Below are 20,154 nucleotides of genomic sequence, written 5' to 3'. Positions count from 1 at the left end.
GCCCGGGATTGTCCCGGGCATTTTTATGTGTCGCGGTGCGACCGAACTTACATCGGGCGGACTTCGACAACGTCCGGCACGAAGTGCTTCAGCAGGTTCTGTATACCGTGCTGCAGGGTCGCTGTCGATGACGGGCAGCCGGCGCACGACCCCTTCATGTTCAGATAAACGATGCCGTCCTTGAAGCCGCGGAAAGTAATGTCGCCGCCGTCATTGGCCACGGCCGGGCGCACGCGAGTCTCGATCAGGTCCTTGATCGTATCGACTGTCTCGGCGTCTTCCTCGTTGAAGAATTCGGCCTCGTCGTCGGAGATCACGTCGCCGCTCACGCTGCCGTCGGCCATGAGCGGCGCGCCGGACATGTAGTGCTCCATGATGGCGCCGAGGATCGCCGGCTTGAGGTGCTGCCAGTCGCTGTCGTCCTTGGTTACGGTGACGAAGTCGGAGCCGTAGAACACTGACGTGACGCCCTTCACGGCGAACAGTTTTTCGGCCAGCGGCGAACGCGTTGCGGCTTCCGGTGAGGTGAATTCCATGGTGCCGCTGTCGAGCACGTCGCGGCCGGGAATGAACTTCAGCGTGGCGGGATTGGGGGTAGCTTCGGTCTGGATGAACATCGGTCTCTCCTGCGTCGCCGGTTCAAGGCCGGCGCGTGAGTATCCCCTAGCAGATGGCGACGAAAAACGCACGATCAAGGCGCAAAATCGCCGAATTCGGCCTATTTCGCAGTCCCTTAGCCGTCCGAAAGGGTGGTTACGACAGGGCGTCGATGTCGAGGTCGCTCAGGGCGCCCGACACGATAACGACCGGCACCGGAAACGAGCCGACCAGCTTGGCCATCATGGTGACGATCGGGCCGGGGCCTTCCGCGCCGGCCGATGCAGCCAGCACCAGCATGGAAATGTCGACGTCCTTGTCGATTACGTCGAGGATTTGCTCGGTGGGATCACCCTCGCGGATCACGCGTTCAGGGGTGATGGCGGCGATGCCATTGGCGCGGCCCGAGGCGCGGTCCAGCGCGGCATTGGCACCTTCTTCCGCTTCGGCCTTCATGACATCGGCAACGCCCAGCCATTGCTGGTTGCGATCTTCAGTGTCGATGATGCGCAGCATTACCACGCCGCCACCGACACGAATGGCCCAGCGGCTGGCGTAATACACTGCGCGGTCCCATTCCTCGCTGTCATCGACGACCACGAGGCATTTCGGCTTGTGGCCGCTTTCATAACTACGTCGCTGGGTGCTCATGCATGTCCCGATGCTGTGGCGCATCTGATGCGCCGGAATGTGAGCGGCTTGGCAATCGCATCATGCTGCCACGGCGCAGCGGCGTTCGACAAGCGCGACGCAAGGATGGCTTGCGTCGCGTCGATTGTGGCAGAGAAAAGGAATGCGATAGCGAAAATTACCGCTTGTGGACGAAGCCGATGATGTCCTTCACGGACTTGATGGTTTCGGCGGCAATAACGCCGGCACGCTCGCCGCCATCGGCCAGAACCTGATCGACATAGGTCAGATCGGATGTCGTCAGCCGCTTCATCTCGCCGGCGATAGGTGACAGTTTTTCGACAGCGAGATCGACGAGGCTCGATTTGAAGCCCGAAAACTGCGCGCCGCCGAACTCTGTGAGAATGTCAGCCTTCGACCGGTTGGATAGCGCCGCATAGATGCCGACGAGATTGTCGGCCTCGGGACGCGGCTCAAGGCCCTTCTCTTCCGACGGCAACGGTTCCGGATCAGTCTTCGCCTTGCGGATCTTCTGCGCGATGGTGTCCGCATCATCCGTGAGGTTGATGCGCGAATTGTCCGACGCGTCCGACTTCGACATCTTCTTGGTGCCGTCACGCAGGCTCATCACCCGAGTCGCCGGTCCGGTGATGACAGGCTCCGGCATCGGGAAGTAAGGGCCGTCATGGCCCTGCGCTGCGATGGACTCGGAGAAGTCGTTGTTGAACTTCTGCGAGATATCGCGGCACAGTTCGAGATGCTGCTTCTGGTCTTCACCGACAGGCACATGCGTGGCGCGATACAGCAAAATGTCCGCAGCCATCAGCACCGGATAATCATAGAGACCCACGGACGCGTTTTCGCGATCCTTGCCGGCCTTTTCCTTGAACTGGGTCATGCGGTTCAGCCAGCCGAGGCGGGCGACGCAGTTGAAGATCCAGGCCAGCTCTGCATGGCCGGACACCTGGCTCTGGTTGAAGATGATCTGCTTCTTTGGATCTATGCCCGAGGCGATGAAGGCGGCGGTCACTTCACGGGTGTTGCGGCGCAATTCATCGGGTCCGCCCCAGACGGAGATCGGCACGGTGACGGCATGCATATCGACCACGCAGTAGATGCAATTATGCGTCTCCTGCAGTTTGACGAAATTCACGATCGCGCCGAGATAGTTACCGAGGTGCAGATTGCCCGTCGGCTGGACGCCCGAAAAGACCCGTTGAGTAAAAGCCATAACCAAGTTCCTGTGCGCCCGTGGTGGAATGCGGGCAAGGGGCGTGACTTGCCATAGGCGCCGGGCGGCGTCCATTGCCAATCTGCCCTAGCCGGCCGCCGGTGATCGCTTGAGGGCGCCGCGGACCTCGGCCCAGCGCACGGCCCCCGTCAGCGTCAGTAACGCGGCGTAGATTGCCAGCCCGCCAACGATCAGGAGGCCGAGCAGGCTCGCTCGTACCAGGCCGTGGGCCTGCGCCGTCCAGGGCAAGGCAATATGCGCGGCGAGCCATAGCAGGCCGCCCATGCCCAGCGAGGACAGGACGATGATCGGCAGCCGGCGTCTTGCATCATGGTCGGGTGAGAAGCCGAAAGCTGCTGCGCTCCGGACGATCAAAAAAGTCGCGCTGCTCCACGCCGCCAGAGCGATCGCCGCCGCGATGCCGCTCGTACCGAATGGCCTATTCAAAACCAGTGCGAAGATGATTGCGATTACCAAACCGACGAGCGTCGCCAGCAGCGGCGTCGTCGTGTCCTCGCGGGCGAAGAAGGCGGGCGACAGAGCTTTCACAAGCACTTGAGCGGGCAAGCCCAGCGCCAACCATATCAGCGCACTTGCAGTCGAGACCGTGTCGCTCGCGCCGAACGCGCCGTGTTGAAACAGACACTGCACGATGAGATGACTCAATATCATCAGTCCGAGCGTAGCCGGCAATGCGAGACCGATCGCGAGTTCAAACCCGCGCGATTCCGCCTGCGCGATGGCGGCTTGATCGTCTGATCGGACGGCGCGCGTCAATGCGGGGACCAGCACAGTGCCCATGGCCGTGCCGACGATGCCGAGCGGCAGTTCAATCAGGCGGTTGGCGAAATATAGCCACGATACCGCCGCCGGAGTCGTCGATGCGATGATCGCGCCGGTGACGATGAGAAGCTGCGGCCCGGAATTGGCGACCATGCCGGGCAGCGCCTTGCGGAAGAAGCCGCGCATCTCGCCATCGAGCGACAGCCGCAAAGGCGCCGCAAGATTGCCGCCAGATTTCCGCAAGATCAGCATCAGCAATTGTAGTAGCCCGGCAATGCCCACCGTGGCCGCCATGGCCATAGCGGCAGTGTCTGGCTCTTGCCGCCACACTAGCAGTAGGGCCATGACGGCGATCAGGGCGATGTTGAAGAGCAGCGGCGAAAATGCGGTCACCGCGAAGCGTTGTTGCGCGTTCAGCAGTCCCATCATGACAGTGACGGGGCCGGCAAAGGCCAGATAGGGCAGCATCAATCGCGCATTGTCGACGGCGAGTTGCAGCGTCGGTTGGCCGACGAAACCCGGGGCAAGCAGCGCGATCACGAGCGGCATCGCAAAGCCGATCAGGATCGTCGCGACCATCAGCGCAACGCTGATGGTGCCGAGCACACGACCCGCAAAAGCTGTGGCTGCGACAGCGCCCTGCGTCGTCTGGATGCGCAGCCAGGCCGGAATCAGCGCGGCGTTCAGCGCGCCCTCGGTGAGCAGCCGCCGGATTACATTGACGAGCTGAAATGCGACCAGAAAAGCATCCGCGATCGGGCCTGCACCGAGCAGCGCAGCCACCATTGCGTCGCGGGCAAAGCCCAGCAATCGCGACGCCAAAGTGCCCGTGGAAACGGTCAGGATGGAACGGATCATAGAACCATCGTAAGGGGCTGTCCTTGCTGGCGCGGGGCAGAACGTGATAGTCGCTGCAGCCATCAAACCGGCCTTTACCGACGGCTCAACTTGGGCGACCGCGAGACGAGTTGAAACGGATTTTCAGCCTCATCGCAATTGCCGCAACGGGATATTCTTAATGACCTCAGCAAAATATGACGTGCTCGGAATCGGCAACGCGATTTTCGATGTGCTGGTGCAGGCCGACGACAAGTTTCTCGCCGCGCATGAGATGACCAAGGGCGGTATGTCGCTGATCGACGAAGCCCGCGCCACCGCGATTTACAAGGCGATGGGCCCTGCCACCGAAATGTCCGGCGGTTCGGCCGCCAATACCATCGTCGGCCTCGCCAGCCTCGGCGCCCGCGCGGCCTATGTCGGCAAGGTCAAGGATGACCAGATCGGCACGCTCTATACCCACGACATCCGTGCGGCCGGCGTTGCGTTCGACACCAAACCCGCCACCGGCGGTCCGGCCACCGGCTGTTCCTACATCCTGGTGACGCCCGATGGCGAGCGCACCATGAACACCTATCTCGGTGCTGCGCAGGATCTAACGCCCGACGATATTGACGCCGCTGCGGTCGCGGCCTCGTCGATCGTCTATCTCGAAGGTTATTTGTGGGATCCCGCCAGCGCCAAGGAAGCCTTCGTGAAGGCCTCGAAGATCGCCCATGACGCCAAGCGTCAGGTCGCATTGACGCTGTCGGACGCGTTCTGCGTTGGTCGTTATCGCGCCGAGTTTCTCGACCTGATGCGTTCGGGCACCGTCGATCTCATCTTCGCGAACGAGGCCGAACTGACCTCGCTTTACGAAACCACGGATTTCGATGCGGCGCTCAAGCAGCTCGGCCAGGACATCAAGCTCGGCGTCGTCACCCGCAGCGAGAAGGGCTGTGTCGTGACATCGAGCGATGGCGTCGTTGCAGTGCCTGCACACAAAATCGAGAAGCTCGTCGATACCACCGGCGCCGGCGATTTGTTCGCGGCGGGCTTCCTGTTCGGTCTGGTGCGCAACGCCGGCTATGAAAATGCCGGCAAGCTCGGCGCGATGGCCGCCGCTGAAGTCATCCAGCATATCGGCGCGCGTCCGCAGGTGTCGCTGAAGGACCTGGCCGGTAAGAACGGGTTGCCGGTTTAAGACTGCATTTCTTGGGTTTTCTTCTCTGTCGTCATGCCCGGCCAGCGCGAAGCGAGCTTCGCTAGATGTGCCGGGCATCCACGTCTTGGCAAGAGAGGAAAGTCGTGGATGGCCGGGTCAAGCCCGGCCATGACGTGGTGAGAGATCAGCGCATCGCGGCTCTCACGCCGCCTTCTTCGCATGCAGCTCCGCATAAACGGCGCGTTCGAAATCCGAAAACACCTTTAAACAAGTCGAATCCGCAAACGGCAGCACCTGCATCATGATGACGCCGGTGATATCTCGGGCTGGATCTATCCAGTAGTAGGTGTTGGCGAGGCCGGCCCAGGCGAGGCTGCCGGCGCTGCGGCCTTCGGCTGACTGCGCCGTGTTGATCATGAAGCTGAGGCCGTATTTCTTGTCGATGCCCGGAAGGAAGTCGACATTGTTACTGGCGGTCGGCACTGCTGAAGTCATCGGCGTCATGTTGAGTTCGCCGATGTGGTTTTGGCTCATCAGCGCGACGGTCTCTGGCTTTAATATCCCATTGCCGTTGCCGGTCCCGTTATTCAGCATCATTTGCGTAAACTTGATGTAGTCGGGGGCGGTGCCATAGAGCCCCCCGCCACCGGCAAAGAATTCCGGATCCTGTTTGATCTCGAATGGGATCGGGGTCAGCGCGCCGTCGGCGCCGCGGCTGTGCATGGCAACAAGGCGCTTGCGCTGGTCGCCGCCAATCACAAAGGCGGTGTCGGTCATCCCAAGCGGCGCCAGCAAATGGTTCTGGAAATAGGCGTCAAGGCGTTTGCCGCTAACGGCCTCGACGACCTTGCCCACGAAGTCGATATTGGTGCCGTATTCCCAGCGCGTGCCGGGATCGCGCATGATCGGCACCTTCATGGCGGCGTTCAGCCCGGAGCGAAACGGCGGAATGCCGGTCGTCTCAAGATAGCGCACCATGTCGCCGTTCCACATGTCGTAGCAGAAACCGGCGGTGTGGGTCAGCAGATTCCGCAAGGTGATCGGTTGGCGCGGTGGACGCAGCCTTGGCGTGCCCTCACTGTCGAAGCCATCCAGCACCTGTGTTTCCACAAGATCCGGCAGTACGGTCGTAAGGGGTGCATCCAGCGTCAATTTTTCCCGCTCCACCAGTTGCATTGCTGCGGCAGCGGTAATCGCCTTGGTCATGGAAGCGATCCAGAACACGCTGTCCGGTGTGATGGTGGTATCCTTGGATGCGTCGCGCTTGCCGAACGCCCCTTGGTAAATGATCTCGTTCCGCGTCGCAGCCATCGCCACGGCACCGGGAATCGCACCTGTTTCGCTGGCTTGCTGCAGAATCCGGTCAATCTCGACTTGAACTGACATCCGTTTCCTCTCCGATTTTCTTTGATCTTACCGATTTCCGGCGTGGACATTCAACTTGGGCGCGAGGTCGTCGGTCTCGCGGATGTGATTACATTTGCGCTGGTTTTAGCATCTGAGGGGAACCATATCGGGCATGGGAGCGAGTTCGATCGCGCCTTGGAACGAAATTGGCGCAGCTGTGTTCAAAAAATGACGTGAACGTCAAAGCGCCTTCCGACACTAATCCGTAAGACCATGAGTAACACGTGCAGCGTGTCAGCTGCGGAGACCGACGATGATCGCGAACTGGACCGACTGGAAACATTATCCCCGCGCTTCCCGTGGCGAGAGCATCGAGGCCCCGATCGGTCCAGGAATTTTCGAAGTTCGCGTGGCGCAGACCGGCGCCCTGTTCGCTTTCGATGCGGCTGAAAATCTGGCGCAGGCGCTGGCGAAGATTTCGGCCCCGCCCAAATCGTTTATTTCCTGGTTCGGTCGCAGCGACGCAGCGATGCTGCCGGAGCTGGAATACCGCACCTTCTCCACGACCACCCGTGCGAACGCCCGCATCGCTTTCGAGCGCATGATCGATCGGCGCGAGACCTATATGCGCGGCGCGGCCTGATCGGGCTTGCGGCGCTCTGCGACTGTTGAATTCGGGCGTTAAATACCCCCTGCGGGCGATAGCTGCCATTCGCCGCCAAGGGGCGCTTTCGGGCCTATACTCCTCTACAAGTCCGCGGCTATACGTTCGCGACACTTTCCGCAGGAGAACCGCCCATGTCACCGACCTCAGCCGCACGCCAGTCCACCGCCCCCTCGCTGCGCGACCGCCTCAAGGACCCCTCGCTGCTGCGCGACAAGTGCTACATCGACGGCGCCTGGGTCGGCACCGGCGAGACCTCGGTGACCAATCCGGTCAATGAGATTGAAATTGCCAAGGTGCCCAATATGGGCGCCAAGGAAACGACGCAGGCTGTCGAGGCCGCCGAAAAGGCGTTTCCGGCCTGGGCCAAGTTCACCGCCAAGCAGCGCTCCAACATCCTTCGCAAGTGGTTCGAGCTGATCATCGCCAACCGCGAGGATCTCGCGCTGATCCTGACCACCGAGCAGGGCAAGCCGCTGGCCGAAGCGCTGGGCGAGGTCGATATCGGCGCCGCCTATATCGAATTCTTCGCTGAGGAAGCCCGCCGCGTCTATGGCGAGACCATCCCGACCCAGCGTGCCGATGCACGCCTGTTGGCGATCAAGCAGCCGATCGGCGTTTGCGGCGCCATCACGCCGTGGAATTTCCCGAACTCGATGATCACCCGCAAGGTGTCACCGGCGCTGGCCGCCGGTTGCACCGTGGTGATCAAGCCTGCCAACGAGACGCCGCTGTCGGCGCTCGCGCTGGCTGAACTCGCCGAGCGTGCCGGCGTGCCGAAGGGTGTGCTGAACATCATCACCGGCGACGCATCGGCGATCGGCCTCGTGCTCTGCGAACATCCTGCGGTGCGCTTCGTCGGCTTCACCGGCTCCACCAATGTCGGCAAGATCCTCTACAGGCAGGCTTCGGTCGGTGTGAAGAAGCTCGGCCTTGAACTCGGCGGCAATGCGCCCTTCGTGGTGTTCGACGATGCCGACATCGACGCCGCCGTCGAGGGCGCGATCGTGTCGAAGTATCGCAACATGGGCCAGACCTGTGTCTGCGCCAATCGCCTCTACGCTCAGGACGCCATCTACGATCAGTTCGTCGAGAAGCTGGCGAAGAAGGTTGCGGCCATGAAGGTCGGCGACGGCACCGAGCAAGGCATCACCCAAGGCCCGCTGATCAACGAAAAGGCGATCGAGAAAGTCGAGCGTCACATCGCTGATGCCGTGAAGGGCGGCGCAAGGATCGTCACCGGCGGCAAGCGCCATGCGCTCGGTGGTACGTTCTTCGAGCCGACGGTGCTCGCCAATGTGAAGTCGGATGCGCTGGTCTCGCAGGAAGAAACCTTCGGCCCGCTGGCGCCGGTGTTCCGTTTCAAGGACGAAGCCGACGTCATCGCCATGTGCAACGCCTCGCCGTTCGGTCTGGCATCGTACTTCTATTCGCGTGATCTCGGCCGTGTCTGGCGTGTTGCGGAAGCGCTGGAGTCCGGCATGGTCGGCGTCAATACCGGCCTGATCACCACTGAAGTCGCACCATTCGGCGGCGTGAAGGAATCGGGCCTCGGCCGCGAAGGCTCGCATCACGGCATGGAAGAATATGTCGAGATCAAATACATCATGATGTCGGGAATCTGAGGCGTCACCTCCGACCCAATTAAAAATTCATTATGCGTCATGCCCGGCCAGCGCGAAGCAAGCTTCGCTAGATGTGCCGGGCATTTGCATTTGGGCTGGCAGTGCCAATTGCCGAGCCAGCGTCGCTCAGTAGCAGCGACGTACGCGTACGCCGTTGACCCAGACGGTGCGGCACGCGACCGCCACCGGGCGGCGCACCACCGCGGCGCCACGATAGCCGGCGCAGCCGGCACGGTAAACGCCGCGTGCGCAGACGACGGCGTTGGCGTCGGTGGCTTCAAACGTCATCGTCGTGCCGAATGCGAGAACGGCTGCAACCATCATTAAGAAAGTACGCATGGTGATCTCCCGGCTGTGTTGGTTGGCAAAACAAACGAAGAAAGGTTCGTGGGCTTCAGTAGGCGGAATTAAGAACGATCAAATGAGAAGTGGCTTCACGCGCAAAGAGTAGTTCGCAGGAGACGCAAAGGCTGAGTGGTCAATGAGAAATCTTGCGACGCCGCCTTGCGTCTCGATCCGACAGAACTTTTATTCAATCTCGTAAATACAAATCCTTGCCGACCAGAAACATGCGATGTGATGATTTCGCCCGGTGTTGATCTCAACAGGAGAAAGCATGTCGGATTTCAGAACCAGGTGGCTTACTTTTCACGGTCGACATATCGAGCCCGCTTCAAAGGAAATATTCAGTCACGTCGAAAAGATGGTGATCGGCACTTTGATCATCTCGGCCGGGGCGCATGTGTCGAGCAATGAGCCCCTGATCGTCCTGTTTGGATATTTGCGCCACGGTCTTGTCGGCCGCGGTGTCATGCTGTTCGGAATCGTTCTGTTGCTGTTGAATTTCCTCGATGGCCTCTACAAGCTCGCAAAGTTGGAATGGCACGTGGCGCTTCAGATCATCATGTCGCTCTGTTACGTCATTCTGTCTGTCCGATTGATACAGCTGATCCTTGCCTTTCGTGGAGAGTAGCGGACGCGGTCGGTCATCGTTGTCGCGTAGCCTCAATCATCGTTGAGCGAATGGCGCAAGGACGCTGGTGCAAGCCGGCGAAAGCGATGCGCTGTTGCTGGCCAGGCACTGCACGATGCGGCCGCCACCCGGCGCTACGCCGCCGCAGAGCGATCTGATGTCGCCACCGCATGCTGATCTCATCACGAGCAATTCTTCGCGTGGCCGCATCGGCCGCAGCACGATGGCTGCAGGAGCGGCGGCGGCAGGCGCAGCGGTTGTGGCTGCCGCAGCAGGTGGCGGGGCTGTGCTTTTCACTGCCGCCTTTGGTGCGGCAGTGGCGGGTGTGGGCTTGGTAGCCGGTGGTGTTGCTTCTGTCTTGGGCGCTGCAGCAGGCGTTGGCGCGGTGGCCTTCGGTGCCGCAGTTGGCGCCTGAACTGCGCGCACCGCGCCCGCACATCCCGCAGAAAGACTAGCCATATTCTTTTGCAGGCATTGCAGCGAGGCTTCTCCACCAGGAGGAACGCTTGAGCAATGCGCGATGTAATCCGAGCGACACTGCGTCTTGATCGCGTCACGCTGCGCCTGGCTCGGCGCTTGCGCAAAGGTGGGGCTCGCGATTGCGATTAGAATGATAGTAGCCATCGATACGCGATATCGCGCGGCCAAGCCGAACATGAAATTCATCGCTGAAATCCTCGTTGCTACCGCCCGGTTAGTCAGGGCAACTGCGTAAAATCTTCAAGAAGCGTGAGTTCTGAAAGGCATTCGCAAAACAACTTCGGTCCGACATCATTTTACGGTTTCGGTTTCACTACAAGTGGATTGTTGCTATTGATGCGGGCGGCTGTCGTTTTTGGCCAAGGCTTTTTTGAGAGTCTTTTGATTGAGGCAGGACAATGCGATTTGTGCGCGCCTGTTCATCTGGACCGAAAACCCGCATTGAGCACCTGCAGCATGTCACGGTCATGCGTGTTTCAAGCATCGCGCTGGCGAGTCTCTTTTTAAGTGCCTGCGAGCAAAACACTTTCGTGCCGCCACCGCCGCCGAAAGTTGAGGTGGCGGTTCCTGTGCAGCGCGGCATCACGCGCTTTCTCGAAGCGACAGGCAATACAGCACCGATCAAGAATGTCGATCTCGTGGCGCGCGTTCAGGGCGTTCTGCAGTCGATCAACTATCAGGACGGCTCCTTCGTCAAGCAAGGCACCACGCTGTTCACGATCGAGCCTGAGACATACCAGTTGAAGCTGGAACAGGCGCAGGCTGCGGAAGCCGGTGCGCAGGCGTCTGCAAAGCAGGCGGAAGCGGATTTCAAACGCCAGTCGGACCTCGTGTCCCGCCAGGTTGTTGCGCAGTCAACGCTCGAGCAGTCGACGGCGACACGCGAAAATTCACAAGCCAATCTGCAGCAGGCGCAAGTCAACACCAAGATCGCGGCCGTCAATTACGGCTATACGAATGTCATTGCGCCGTTTGACGGCATCGTCAGCGCACATCTGGTGTCGGTTGGCGAACTGGTCGGTGTGGCGTCGCCGACCCAGCTTGCGACGATCGTGCAGCTCGATCCGATTTATGTGAATTTCAACGTCAACGAACAGGACGTTCTGCGCATCCGGGATGAAGCCCGGCGACGCGGGCTGACGGTGAACGATCTCAGGCAGCTGCCGATCGAGATCGGACTGCAGACCGAGACTGGTTTTCCGCACAAGGGCCAGATCGACTACATCTCGCCGACCATCAACCAGTCGACGGGTACGCTGCCGGTGCGAGGTGTTCTGCCAAATCCGGATCGCATCCTGTTGCCGGGTTTTTATGTTCGCGTGCGCGTGCCTATCGACCAGCAGAACAACGCCCTGCTGGTGCCGGATGTATCGCTCGGCAGCGATCAGGCCGGGCGTTATGTGCTGGTCGTGAATGGCGACAATGTCATCGATCAGCGCAAGGTCGTCACCGGCCCGCTGGAAGGTGAGCTTCGCGTCATCGAAAGCGGTCTGAAGCCGGACGATCGCGTCGTCATTGCAGGCCTGCTGCGTGCCATTCCGGGGCAGAAGGTCGATCCGCAACTGAGAAAGATCGAAGCGCCGACCCCGACCAAATAGGACAGGCCATGATTTCGAAGTTCTTCATCGAGCGGCCGGTCCTGTCCAATGTCATCGCGTTGCTGATGATCCTGATCGGCGGCGTCTCGCTCTATGGCCTCGCTGTCGCACAATATCCCGATGTGGTGCCGCCGACCGTCCAGGTGACGACGCGCTATCCCGGCGCCAGCGCCAAGACCATCGTGGACACGGTGGCGCTGCCGATCGAGCAGCAGGTGAATGGCGTCGAGGACATGCTCTATATGCAGTCCTACAGCGCAGCCGATGGTACCTATTCACTTACGGTCACGTTCAAGATCGGTACCGATTTGAATTTTGCGCAGGTGCTGGTGCAGAACCGCGTATCGAGCGCGCTGTCGTCGCTGCCGACCGCCGTGCAGAATCAGGGCGTGACCGTTCAGAAGAAATCGACGGCGATCCTGTTGTTCGTGACACTGACGTCGCCAAAGGCGACCTATGACAGCCTGTTTCTGAGCAATTACGCCACGATCAACATCCGGGACGAGTTGTCGCGTCTGTCGGGGGTCGGCAATGTGACGGTGTTCGGCGCCGGCCAGTATTCGATGCGGATATGGCTGGATCCGAGCAAGCTGCAAGTGCGCGGGCTGATGCCGCAGGATATCATCCAGTCCATCCAGCAGCAGAGCCAGCAGGTTTCTGCGGGGCAGATCGGCATGCCGCCGACGCCCGCGGGGCAGGCCTTCCAGTACACACTGAATATCAACGGGCGGCTGGATGATCCCAGTGAATTCGAGGACATCATCGTCAAGACCGGCGACAATGGCGATGTCACGCGAGTCCGTGACGTCGGACGCGTCGAATTGGGTGCGCAGACTTACAGCCAGATCTTCTCGCTCAACCAGAAGCCGGCCGTCGGCATCGGCGTATTCCAGTCGCCAGGCGCCAATGCGCTCGAGGTGGAGAAGGCTGTCGAGAAGAAGATGGCGGCGCTGGCCACGCAATTTCCCGACGACATCAAATACGACGCGCCCTTCGACACCACGAAATTCGTTCAGGCATCGATCAACGAGGTCTACAAGACCCTTATCGAGGCTGGCCTTCTCGTGCTGGTGGTCATCCTGATCTTCCTGCAGGACTGGCGCGCGATGCTGGTGCCGGCGACGACGGTGCCGGTGACGATCATCGGTGCCTTTGCGGCGATGGCGGCGCTCGGTTTCACGATCAATCTGTCGACCCTGTTCGCCATCGTTCTGGCGATCGGCATCGTCGTCGATGACGCCATCGTGGTCGTCGAAGGCGCGGCATACAATATGGAGCAGGGCATGTCCGGCCATGACGCGGCGATCAGCGCGATGGACAAGCTGTTCGCCCCGATCATCGGCATCACGCTGGTGCTGATTTCGGTGTTCCTGCCGGCGGCATTCCTGCCCGGGCTGACGGGGCGCATGTATGCGCAATTTGCACTGGTCATCGCGGCCACGGCGCTGCTCAGCGCCGTCAATGCGGCCACACTGAAGCCGACACAATGCGCATTGTGGCTGCGCCGCCCGGTGCCGCCGGAGAAGCGCAATTTTTTCTATCGTGGGTTCAACAGGGTCTACGACCGGCTCGAACGGGGCTATGCCGCTCTGATCGGTCGCATGGTCGCGCACAGCAATCTCTCGGTTGTCCTGGCATTGATCCTGATCAGTATTGGCGGTTACGGCCTATCCCGGATTCCCACCGGCTTCATCCCGATCGAGGATCAAGGCTATCTGCTGGTCGCAGTCCAGTTGCCCGATGGTGCCGCGCTGGATCGGACTCAGCGTGTACTCGATCGGGTCAGTGAATTGGCCGCGAAGACGCCAGCGGTGGAACAGGTGGTTACCATCGCCGGCATCTCCGCGCTCGACAGCAGCTCCAGCCTGGCCAATGCCGGTGTCGCCTATCTGATCCTGAAAGAATGGAGCGAGCGCGGACCGGGGCAGGATCTTCGTTCGCTGTTCGTTGGATTGAACGAGAGCCTGTCGGTGATTCCAGAGGCGCGTATTCTGGTGATCCCGCCGCCGCCCATTCAGGGCATCGGCAATGCGGCGGGCTTCGCCATGCAGATCGAACTGCGCGATGGCAACGCCGATTATAACAAGCTGCAGGCGATCACCGGCGCGATCGTGGCGAATGCACAGACGCAGAGTGCTTTGCAGCGCGTCAGTTCGCCGTTCCGCTCAATGGTGCCGCAATTCGATATCGAGATCGACCGTATCAAGACCCAGACCCTGCATGTCACGACGGATCAGGTGTTCTCAACCCTGTCGTCCTATCTGGGCTCGTCCTTCGTCAACCAGTTCAACAAGTTTGGCCGCACCTTTCAGGTCTACACACAAGCAGATGCCAAATTCCGGCTGACTGCCCGGGACATCGAGAACCTGATGGTCCGCAACCAGCAGGGCAACATGGTTCCGCTTGGCACCGTGGCGAAGATTACGCCCGCCGTGGGTCCGTCGCTGATCAGTCTCTATAATCTCTATCCGACGGCGACGGTGATCGGCCTGCCAGCACAGGGCTACAGTTCCGGGCAGTCCATGGCATTGATGGAGCAGATCGCAGCGAAGACTTTGCCTCCGGGAACGGGATTCGAGTGGACGGCGATGTCGTATCAGGAAAAGATTGTCGGCAATCAGCTCTATTATGTATTCGGTCTTGCGCTGCTGCTCGTCTATCTGGTGCTCGCCGGACAGTATGAAAGCTGGTACGCGCCGATTTCGGTGATCCTGGCCGTGCCGCTGTCACTGCTTGGCCCGATGGCGGTGCTCACCGCGCTGCGGATCGAGAACAATCTCTACACCCAGATCGGCATTATCCTTTTGATCGCGCTGTCAGCGAAGAACGCGATCCTGATCGTTGAGGTGGCGATCGAACTGCACGTGCATGATCGCAAACCACTACTGGAGTCGGCGGTCGCAGCCGCACGTGCGCGATTCAGGCCGATCCTGATGACGTCCTTCGCCTTCATTCTCGGCGTGCTGCCGCTGGTGCTCGCGACCGGCGCCGGCGCCAACGCCCGCAAGTCGATCGGCATCACCGTATTCTCGGGCATGCTCGCCTCGACCTGCCTTGCCGTCCTGTTCGTTCCGACCTTTTTTGTCGTTGTCCAAAGGTGGGAGAACTGGCGCGCCAGCCGCAAGGCAACGAAACCTGCCAATTCGGCCGTCGGTGTCGGCGGCTCCAACTCGTAGACGATCGCGACGTCCGTTTCAGATGCGCTGTGTCGGCTATTCTTACCTTCGCAGCACCGCGATCATCCGGCTCGCAAAAGCCAGCCTCTCCGCCATCACAGACACGAAATAAGTCAGCAGTTTCTGGCTCAATGCCGGATGGTTCTGCTTGATGTCCTCGAAGGCGTCGGCGCGCAGCAGATACAGCACGCTGGCGATCTCTGCCTGGATAGTGGCGCTGCGCGGTGCATAGGCGACAAGGCCCATTTCGCCCACTGTCGTATAACGCCCGAGGCTGCGCACCCGCGTCAGCTTGCCATCGCCCGCCGGCACCATGATGCCGAGTCGGCCGTCCAGAATGAAGTGCATGGAATCGGCAGCGTCGCCAGCCTGAACGATGATCTCGCCGGCAACGACCTCGACGCGCTGGCAGCGTCGCATCAGTTCTTCGGAATCGTCGGTGGTGCGCAGGATCTTGGTGAACCAGTCGCGCAAGTTGGCTTCTTCTTCCGCGAGTCCACGATGCCGCGCGATCACCTCGTTCTCGCACCACTCCAGCGCGTGATCGAGTTCGCCCATGACCTTGACGGCGTCATCGATGAACAGGCTGGCGCGCAAATTGCGATTGGCTGAGGGATGAAGATTGGCGAGCACCAGCGTGGTGCCGTGGCCTTCGGCGATGCGCTTGATCTGGGCGAAGCTGTGGGCGGCCGACGAATCGATGCCCGTCACCAGCTTGAAGTCGAAGACGAGATAGTGGCACTCGGGATGACGGCGCAGCAGCGCCTTGACATGCAGATAGAGCCGGTTGGCCGAGCCGAAGAACAAATAGCTCTGCAGGTTAAGGCCCTGGATTTCGCGGCCATGCGCCGCCAGCGTACGCTGATCCTCAAGTGATCGATCGAGCGAACTGCGATATTCGGAGCCATCGAAACCGTATTTGATCGAGGATACCCGCGATACGCTGAGCGCAAAGGTGGCGCAGCCGATCACGATGCCGATCAGCACGCCGGCCACGAACCCCCATGTGAGAATAATGATGATGATTGCCAGCAGGGACAGGTAGTCGAGCAGCGACAGCCGCTTGCGGGAGTCGACGATCCAGCGATGGAGCTGCTCGAGGCCGAGATACAGCAGCAGGCCGCCGAGCACGAAGCGCGGCATATAGGCCAGCAGCGCGGGGTCGACGACGAGCATCAGCGCGGCTGCCGCGGCGACGGTGAGGCCCGAAAGCCGCCCCGTGGCACCGCTGTTGCGATTCAGGAGCGAACGGCTGATCGAGATGCAGCCGGCATAGCCTCCCAGTACCCCGGCCAGGATATTGGCCGCCCCGGTCGCATTGAGCTCGCGTTCGATATCGGCTTCCCGATGTGCGGCGACTTCGAGGCCCGTCGTATTGAACAGGGTACTCACGGCCGTCACGAAGATCACAGCGATGAAATTGCCGATGAGTCCGGGCAGCGCCTGCCATGGATAGCCGTCGCTGAAGAAGGCCCAGGGTAAGGTCAGGTTGGCCTTGGGCGGCGATGCGAAGGTCCAGCCCATAGCCTGTGCCTCGATCACGGACACACCGGCGATCTTGAAAACTAGATGAGCCGCTATGACGCTCCCGATGAGAATCATCGGCAGGCCTAGTGGCTTACGGGACCGATGCCAAGTCGCATAGATGGTCAGTGCCACGGCTGCCGCGGCCAGCAACTCGTAGAAAATCATCGGATTGGCGAGTTTTGCCAGGTTCGTCCATTGCAGCTTGTAGCCGGTGATCACCTGAATGGCGCCGGTGACGATCAGGCAGGCGGTGGCTCCCAAAAATCCGCCGATCACCGGATAGGGCACATAGCGGATAGCGCGTCCCATGCGGGTAACGCCGAAGCCGCACAGCACAATGCCGGTGATGATCGTGGCCGAGGATAGGGTGATGAGCACCGGGCCAAGCAAGGCAGACGGTGCATCGGCCGTAACGATGTGCTCGACCAGAGCCGCCGCCAGGATGGCGGTGACGGCTGCGGTCGAGCTCTCGGGGCCGGCGACCGCGAAGGGGAACGAACTGCCAAGGGCGATCACGGCGGCTATGACGCTTGCAGAGATGAAGGTCGCGGCAATGCCGTAGGGCAGCAGCGAGGCCAGCGGCCCGGTGAAGATCAGCACCGAATAGGACAGGCCGAAGCTGATGGTGAGGACGCTGGCGATCAGGCCGCCGAACACGTCATTGCGCCAGGCGCGCAACACGCCCGGGCTGACAAGGGTGTCAGTCATGGGCGGCTACTTTCGCAATGACGGGCGATGAGGAGTGCGGGCCGGAAGTATGTCACGCGCGAACCTGTAGGAGCGCTGCGCGACAGGCGCAACCGCCGCCGTCTCTGGTAGACGACGGTGAGATGTACGGACAAGACTATTTTTATGACAGTCCGCGGAAAGACGGTCAGTTTGTTAGTTGATGACCAGCTCCGTGCCGGTCAGGCGGCGATAGGCCTCCAAATAGCGCTTGCTGGTGGCGTCGATCACCTCAGGGGGCAGCGGCGGCGGCGGGGCTTCACCGTTCCAGCGGCCGGCGCGGCGCTCGATGTCGAGATAGTCGCGCAGCGGCTGCTTGTCGAAGCTCGGCTGCGGCTGGCCCGGTCTATAGACGTCGGCGGCCCAGAAGCGGGAGCTGTCGGGGGTCATCACCTCGTCGATCAGGATGATGCGGCCACTGCCTTCCCTGCCGAATTCGAACTTGGTGTCGCCGATGATGATGCCTGCCTCGCGGGCGATCTCTTCACCCTGGGTGTAGACGGCGCGAGTCATGCTCTCGAGCGTGAAGGCATCCTCCTCGCCGATAATCTCGCGCATCCGGGCGATGGTAATGTTCTCGTCATGGCCGGTCTCGGCCTTGGTGGCCGGGCTGAACACCGGCTCGGCGAATTTCTGGCTTTCGAGCAGCCCGGCATCGAGCTTCTCACCGGCCAGCGTGCCTGACGCGGCATATTCCTTCCAGGCCGAACCCGAAATGTAGCCGCGGATCACGCACTCGATCGGGAAGACGGTGGTGCGGCGGCACAGCATGGCGCGACCGGCCAAAGCGGCCCGGTGACCTGCGAGCGCCGGCACCTGCCCGATGATCTCGTCGGCATCCGCCGAGATCATGTGATGCGGGACCACGCTGCCAAGCTGGTTGAACCACCAGGCGCTGATCTGGGTCAGCACCGCGCCCTTCATCGGGATGGTTTCGTTCATGACCACGTCAAAGGCGCTGATGCGGTCGGTGGTCAGCAGCAGCACGCGGTCGTCGCCGACGGAATAGATATCGCGCACCTTGCCGCGACCGATCTTGGGGAGGGGCAGGTCGCTGGTGGCCATTGTGGTCATGTCAGGGTCTTTCGAAAGCAGAGTCGTCCGGCGTCTGGCCGGCGGCGGCGTGATGAAGGAGTGGGCCTATTCCGGCAGCGGGATGAATTCGTGTTCGTTGGGCACATGGGCGAAGCGGCCGGTCTTCCAGTCCTCTTTCGCCTGCTCGATGCGTTCCTTGCTGGAGGACACGAAATTCCACCACAGATGCCTCGGCCCTTCCAACGCGTCGCCGCCGAGGAACATCATGCGGGTCTTGCGCGTCGCCTTGATGGTGATCGCGTCGCCGGGCCGGAAGATCAGCAGTTGCGGCCCCTCATGGCGGTCGCCGGCGATCTCTACCTCGCCATCGACCACATAGACTGCGCGTTCCTCATGGTCGGGATCGAGCGGCACGCTTGTGCCGGCCTCGACGGCCACTTCTGCATAGAACCATGGCGACACCATCGACACCGGCGACGCTTTGCCAAACGCCTTGCCGGCGATCACGCGTGCGGTGAAGCCGGTATCGGTGATGGTCGGCAGGCTGTCCGCGGCATAATGCTGGAACGACGGCGCGATTTCCTCGGAGCCCTTGGGCAGCGCGATCCAGCTCTGCAGGCCCAGCATCTTCTGGCCGTCGCGGCGTTGCACGTCTGGAGTGCGCTCGGAATGGGCGATGCCCTTTCCGGCGGTCATCAGGTTCATGGCGCCCGGTTGAATCTCGCGGACATTGCCTTCGCTGTCGCGATGCATGATCGCGCCGTCGAACAGATAGGTCACCGTGGCCAGGCCGATATGCGGATGCGGCCGCACGTCCATGCCCTTGCCGGAGATGAACTGCATCGGGCCGAAATGGTCGAAGAAAATGAACGGGCCGACCATCTGGCGCTTGCCATGGGGGAGGGCGCGGCGGACGAGGAAGCCGTCGCCGAGATCGCGGGTGCGCGGCACGATCACGAGCTCCAGCGCGTCGCAGGTCTGCGCGTCGCCGAGGATCGGATCTTCTGATGGTTGCCAGCTCATGAGGGCTCCGTGGGGTTGGGGCCATCATAACAGCATTTGGCGGGGCGGGTAAAAGGGCCTCAGCCCGGATGGATCGCTCCGTCCGGACTGAGGAATGGCTGTGCTTACAGGGGCTTGATCTGGACCTTGCGGAATTTCACCACGCCTGAGCCGTACTGCAGGGCGATCGGGCCGGCGGCGTGCTTGGTGTCCTCGACATCGACGGTCTTTTCGCCGTTCAGGATGACCGTGAGCTTCGGACCTTTCGCCGTGATCTCATAGGTGTTCCACTTGTCCGCCGCCTTGGGCATCGGATTGACCTTGGCCACATCGACGATGGCGCCGGTGCCGTAGGACGGGTCGGGCCGCTTGTCGAAGATGTTGACCTCGTAGCAGGTCTTGCCATCGATCACCTTCGGGTTATCGCAGCGGATGAAGATGCCGCTATTGGCTTCGGCATCGGTCCAGAACTCGGCCTTGATCTGGAAATCCTTGTAGGGCGTCTTGCTGACGAGATAAGCGAGATCCTTGCCGGAGAGCAGCTTGTCGGCGGCGAGTGCCCCGTCCTTCATCTCCCAGTTGGCGTCGCCAACCTTGTCCCAGTCGCCCATCTTGGTGCTGTCGACCAGCGTGACCCAGCCGTCAGACTGGCTCATGGCAGGCTGGATTGTCGTAAGAGCCGCAACGCCGATAACGAATCCGGCTGCAATCGCTGTAACGCGCAACATAAAGGTCTCCTCCTGTTTGCTTTTTATTGGCGTGACGTTAGCCACGGGAGA

Annotated in this window: 17 protein-coding genes; 7 read left to right on the top strand and 10 right to left on the bottom strand. The window is 61.1% G+C overall.

Features of this window, described 5'->3' with window-relative positions; all coding sequences use genetic code 11:
• Positions 1-47: 47 nt before the first annotated feature.
• The 4 genes from AB7813_RS19385 to murJ form a co-directional block, all read right to left on the bottom strand.
• Positions 48-617 (bottom strand): NifU family protein, encoded by a 570-nt coding sequence (locus tag AB7813_RS19385; protein WP_089263329.1) that lies wholly within the window; start codon positions 615-617, stop codon positions 48-50.
• Positions 618-753: 136 nt separating this feature from the next.
• The gene (locus AB7813_RS19380; RefSeq protein WP_089263331.1) at positions 754-1,248 is read right to left on the bottom strand and encodes a universal stress protein; all 495 of its coding nucleotides are present in this window, start codon (positions 1,246-1,248) and stop codon (positions 754-756) included.
• Positions 1,249-1,405: 157 nt separating this feature from the next.
• A complete protein-coding gene (gene trpS, locus AB7813_RS19375) occupies positions 1,406-2,458 on the bottom strand; it encodes a tryptophan--tRNA ligase (protein WP_093757729.1) in 1,053 nt (350 codons plus the stop codon).
• 87 nt (positions 2,459-2,545) lie between these two features.
• Positions 2,546-4,099, bottom strand: coding sequence for a murein biosynthesis integral membrane protein MurJ (gene murJ / locus AB7813_RS19370; protein WP_441228272.1), 1,554 nt, complete (start codon positions 4,097-4,099; stop codon positions 2,546-2,548).
• Positions 4,100-4,259: 160 nt separating this feature from the next.
• Here murJ and AB7813_RS19365 point away from each other — a divergent pair, with 160 nt between their 5' ends.
• Complete coding sequence (locus tag AB7813_RS19365; protein WP_315839822.1) at positions 4,260-5,261, top strand: adenosine kinase; 1,002 nt, start codon at positions 4,260-4,262, stop codon at positions 5,259-5,261.
• A 162-nt stretch (positions 5,262-5,423) separates the two neighbouring features.
• Here AB7813_RS19365 and AB7813_RS19360 read toward each other — a convergent pair whose 3' ends face one another.
• Positions 5,424-6,608, bottom strand: coding sequence for a serine hydrolase domain-containing protein (locus AB7813_RS19360; protein WP_441228271.1), 1,185 nt, complete (start codon positions 6,606-6,608; stop codon positions 5,424-5,426).
• Between the two features lie 274 nt (positions 6,609-6,882).
• Here AB7813_RS19360 and AB7813_RS19355 point away from each other — a divergent pair, with 274 nt between their 5' ends.
• Positions 6,883-7,212, top strand: coding sequence for a hypothetical protein (locus AB7813_RS19355; protein WP_093757725.1), 330 nt, complete (start codon positions 6,883-6,885; stop codon positions 7,210-7,212).
• A 155-nt stretch (positions 7,213-7,367) separates the two neighbouring features.
• On the top strand, positions 7,368-8,858 hold the full coding sequence (locus AB7813_RS19350; RefSeq protein ID WP_089263343.1) for an NAD-dependent succinate-semialdehyde dehydrogenase: 1,491 nt from the start codon (positions 7,368-7,370) through the stop codon (positions 8,856-8,858).
• 126 nt (positions 8,859-8,984) lie between these two features.
• On the opposite strand, the gene AB7813_RS19345 is transcribed toward AB7813_RS19350, so the two are convergent.
• A complete protein-coding gene (locus AB7813_RS19345; protein WP_089263345.1) occupies positions 8,985-9,197 on the bottom strand; it encodes a hypothetical protein in 213 nt (70 codons plus the stop codon).
• Between the two features lie 277 nt (positions 9,198-9,474).
• On the opposite strand from AB7813_RS19345, the gene AB7813_RS19340 reads away from it, so the two are divergent.
• The 4 genes from AB7813_RS19340 (at position 9,475) to AB7813_RS19325 (ending at position 15,085) form a co-directional block, all read left to right on the top strand.
• On the top strand, positions 9,475-9,831 hold the full coding sequence (locus AB7813_RS19340) for a hypothetical protein (RefSeq protein ID WP_089263347.1): 357 nt from the start codon (positions 9,475-9,477) through the stop codon (positions 9,829-9,831).
• Between the two features lie 67 nt (positions 9,832-9,898).
• Positions 9,899-10,246: a hypothetical protein gene (locus tag AB7813_RS19335; protein WP_441228270.1), complete on the top strand. Its 348-nt coding sequence runs from the start codon at positions 9,899-9,901 to the stop codon at positions 10,244-10,246.
• 532 nt (positions 10,247-10,778) lie between these two features.
• Entirely contained in the window at positions 10,779-11,909 is a 1,131-nt protein-coding gene (locus tag AB7813_RS19330) for an efflux RND transporter periplasmic adaptor subunit (protein ID WP_441228269.1), read from the top strand.
• An 8-nt stretch (positions 11,910-11,917) separates the two neighbouring features.
• Positions 11,918-15,085: an efflux RND transporter permease subunit gene (locus tag AB7813_RS19325; RefSeq protein WP_441228268.1), complete on the top strand. Its 3,168-nt coding sequence runs from the start codon at positions 11,918-11,920 to the stop codon at positions 15,083-15,085.
• A gap of 42 nt (positions 15,086-15,127) precedes the next feature.
• Here AB7813_RS19325 and AB7813_RS19320 read toward each other — a convergent pair whose 3' ends face one another.
• The 4 genes from AB7813_RS19320 to AB7813_RS19305 all read right to left on the bottom strand — a co-directional run bounded on the left by AB7813_RS19320 (position 15,128) and on the right by AB7813_RS19305 (position 20,103).
• Entirely contained in the window at positions 15,128-17,320 is a 2,193-nt protein-coding gene (locus tag AB7813_RS19320; RefSeq protein WP_441228267.1) for an SLC26A/SulP transporter family protein, read from the bottom strand.
• A gap of 174 nt (positions 17,321-17,494) precedes the next feature.
• A complete protein-coding gene (locus AB7813_RS19315; protein ID WP_439065356.1) occupies positions 17,495-18,412 on the bottom strand; it encodes a phosphoribosylaminoimidazolesuccinocarboxamide synthase in 918 nt (305 codons plus the stop codon).
• Between the two features lie 66 nt (positions 18,413-18,478).
• A complete protein-coding gene (locus AB7813_RS19310) occupies positions 18,479-19,396 on the bottom strand; it encodes a pirin family protein (RefSeq protein WP_231078718.1) in 918 nt (305 codons plus the stop codon).
• A gap of 104 nt (positions 19,397-19,500) precedes the next feature.
• Positions 19,501-20,103, bottom strand: coding sequence for a 3-keto-disaccharide hydrolase (locus AB7813_RS19305; RefSeq protein WP_089263360.1), 603 nt, complete (start codon positions 20,101-20,103; stop codon positions 19,501-19,503).
• Positions 20,104-20,154 lie beyond the last annotated feature (51 nt).

This window comes from Tardiphaga sp. 20_F10_N6_6, from assembly GCF_052076045.1.
Classification (GTDB): Bacteria; Pseudomonadota; Alphaproteobacteria; order Rhizobiales; family Xanthobacteraceae; genus Tardiphaga; species Tardiphaga robiniae.
The sequence above is the reverse complement of the archived record's forward strand: the minus strand, read 5'-3'. Positions and strand labels throughout refer to the sequence as shown.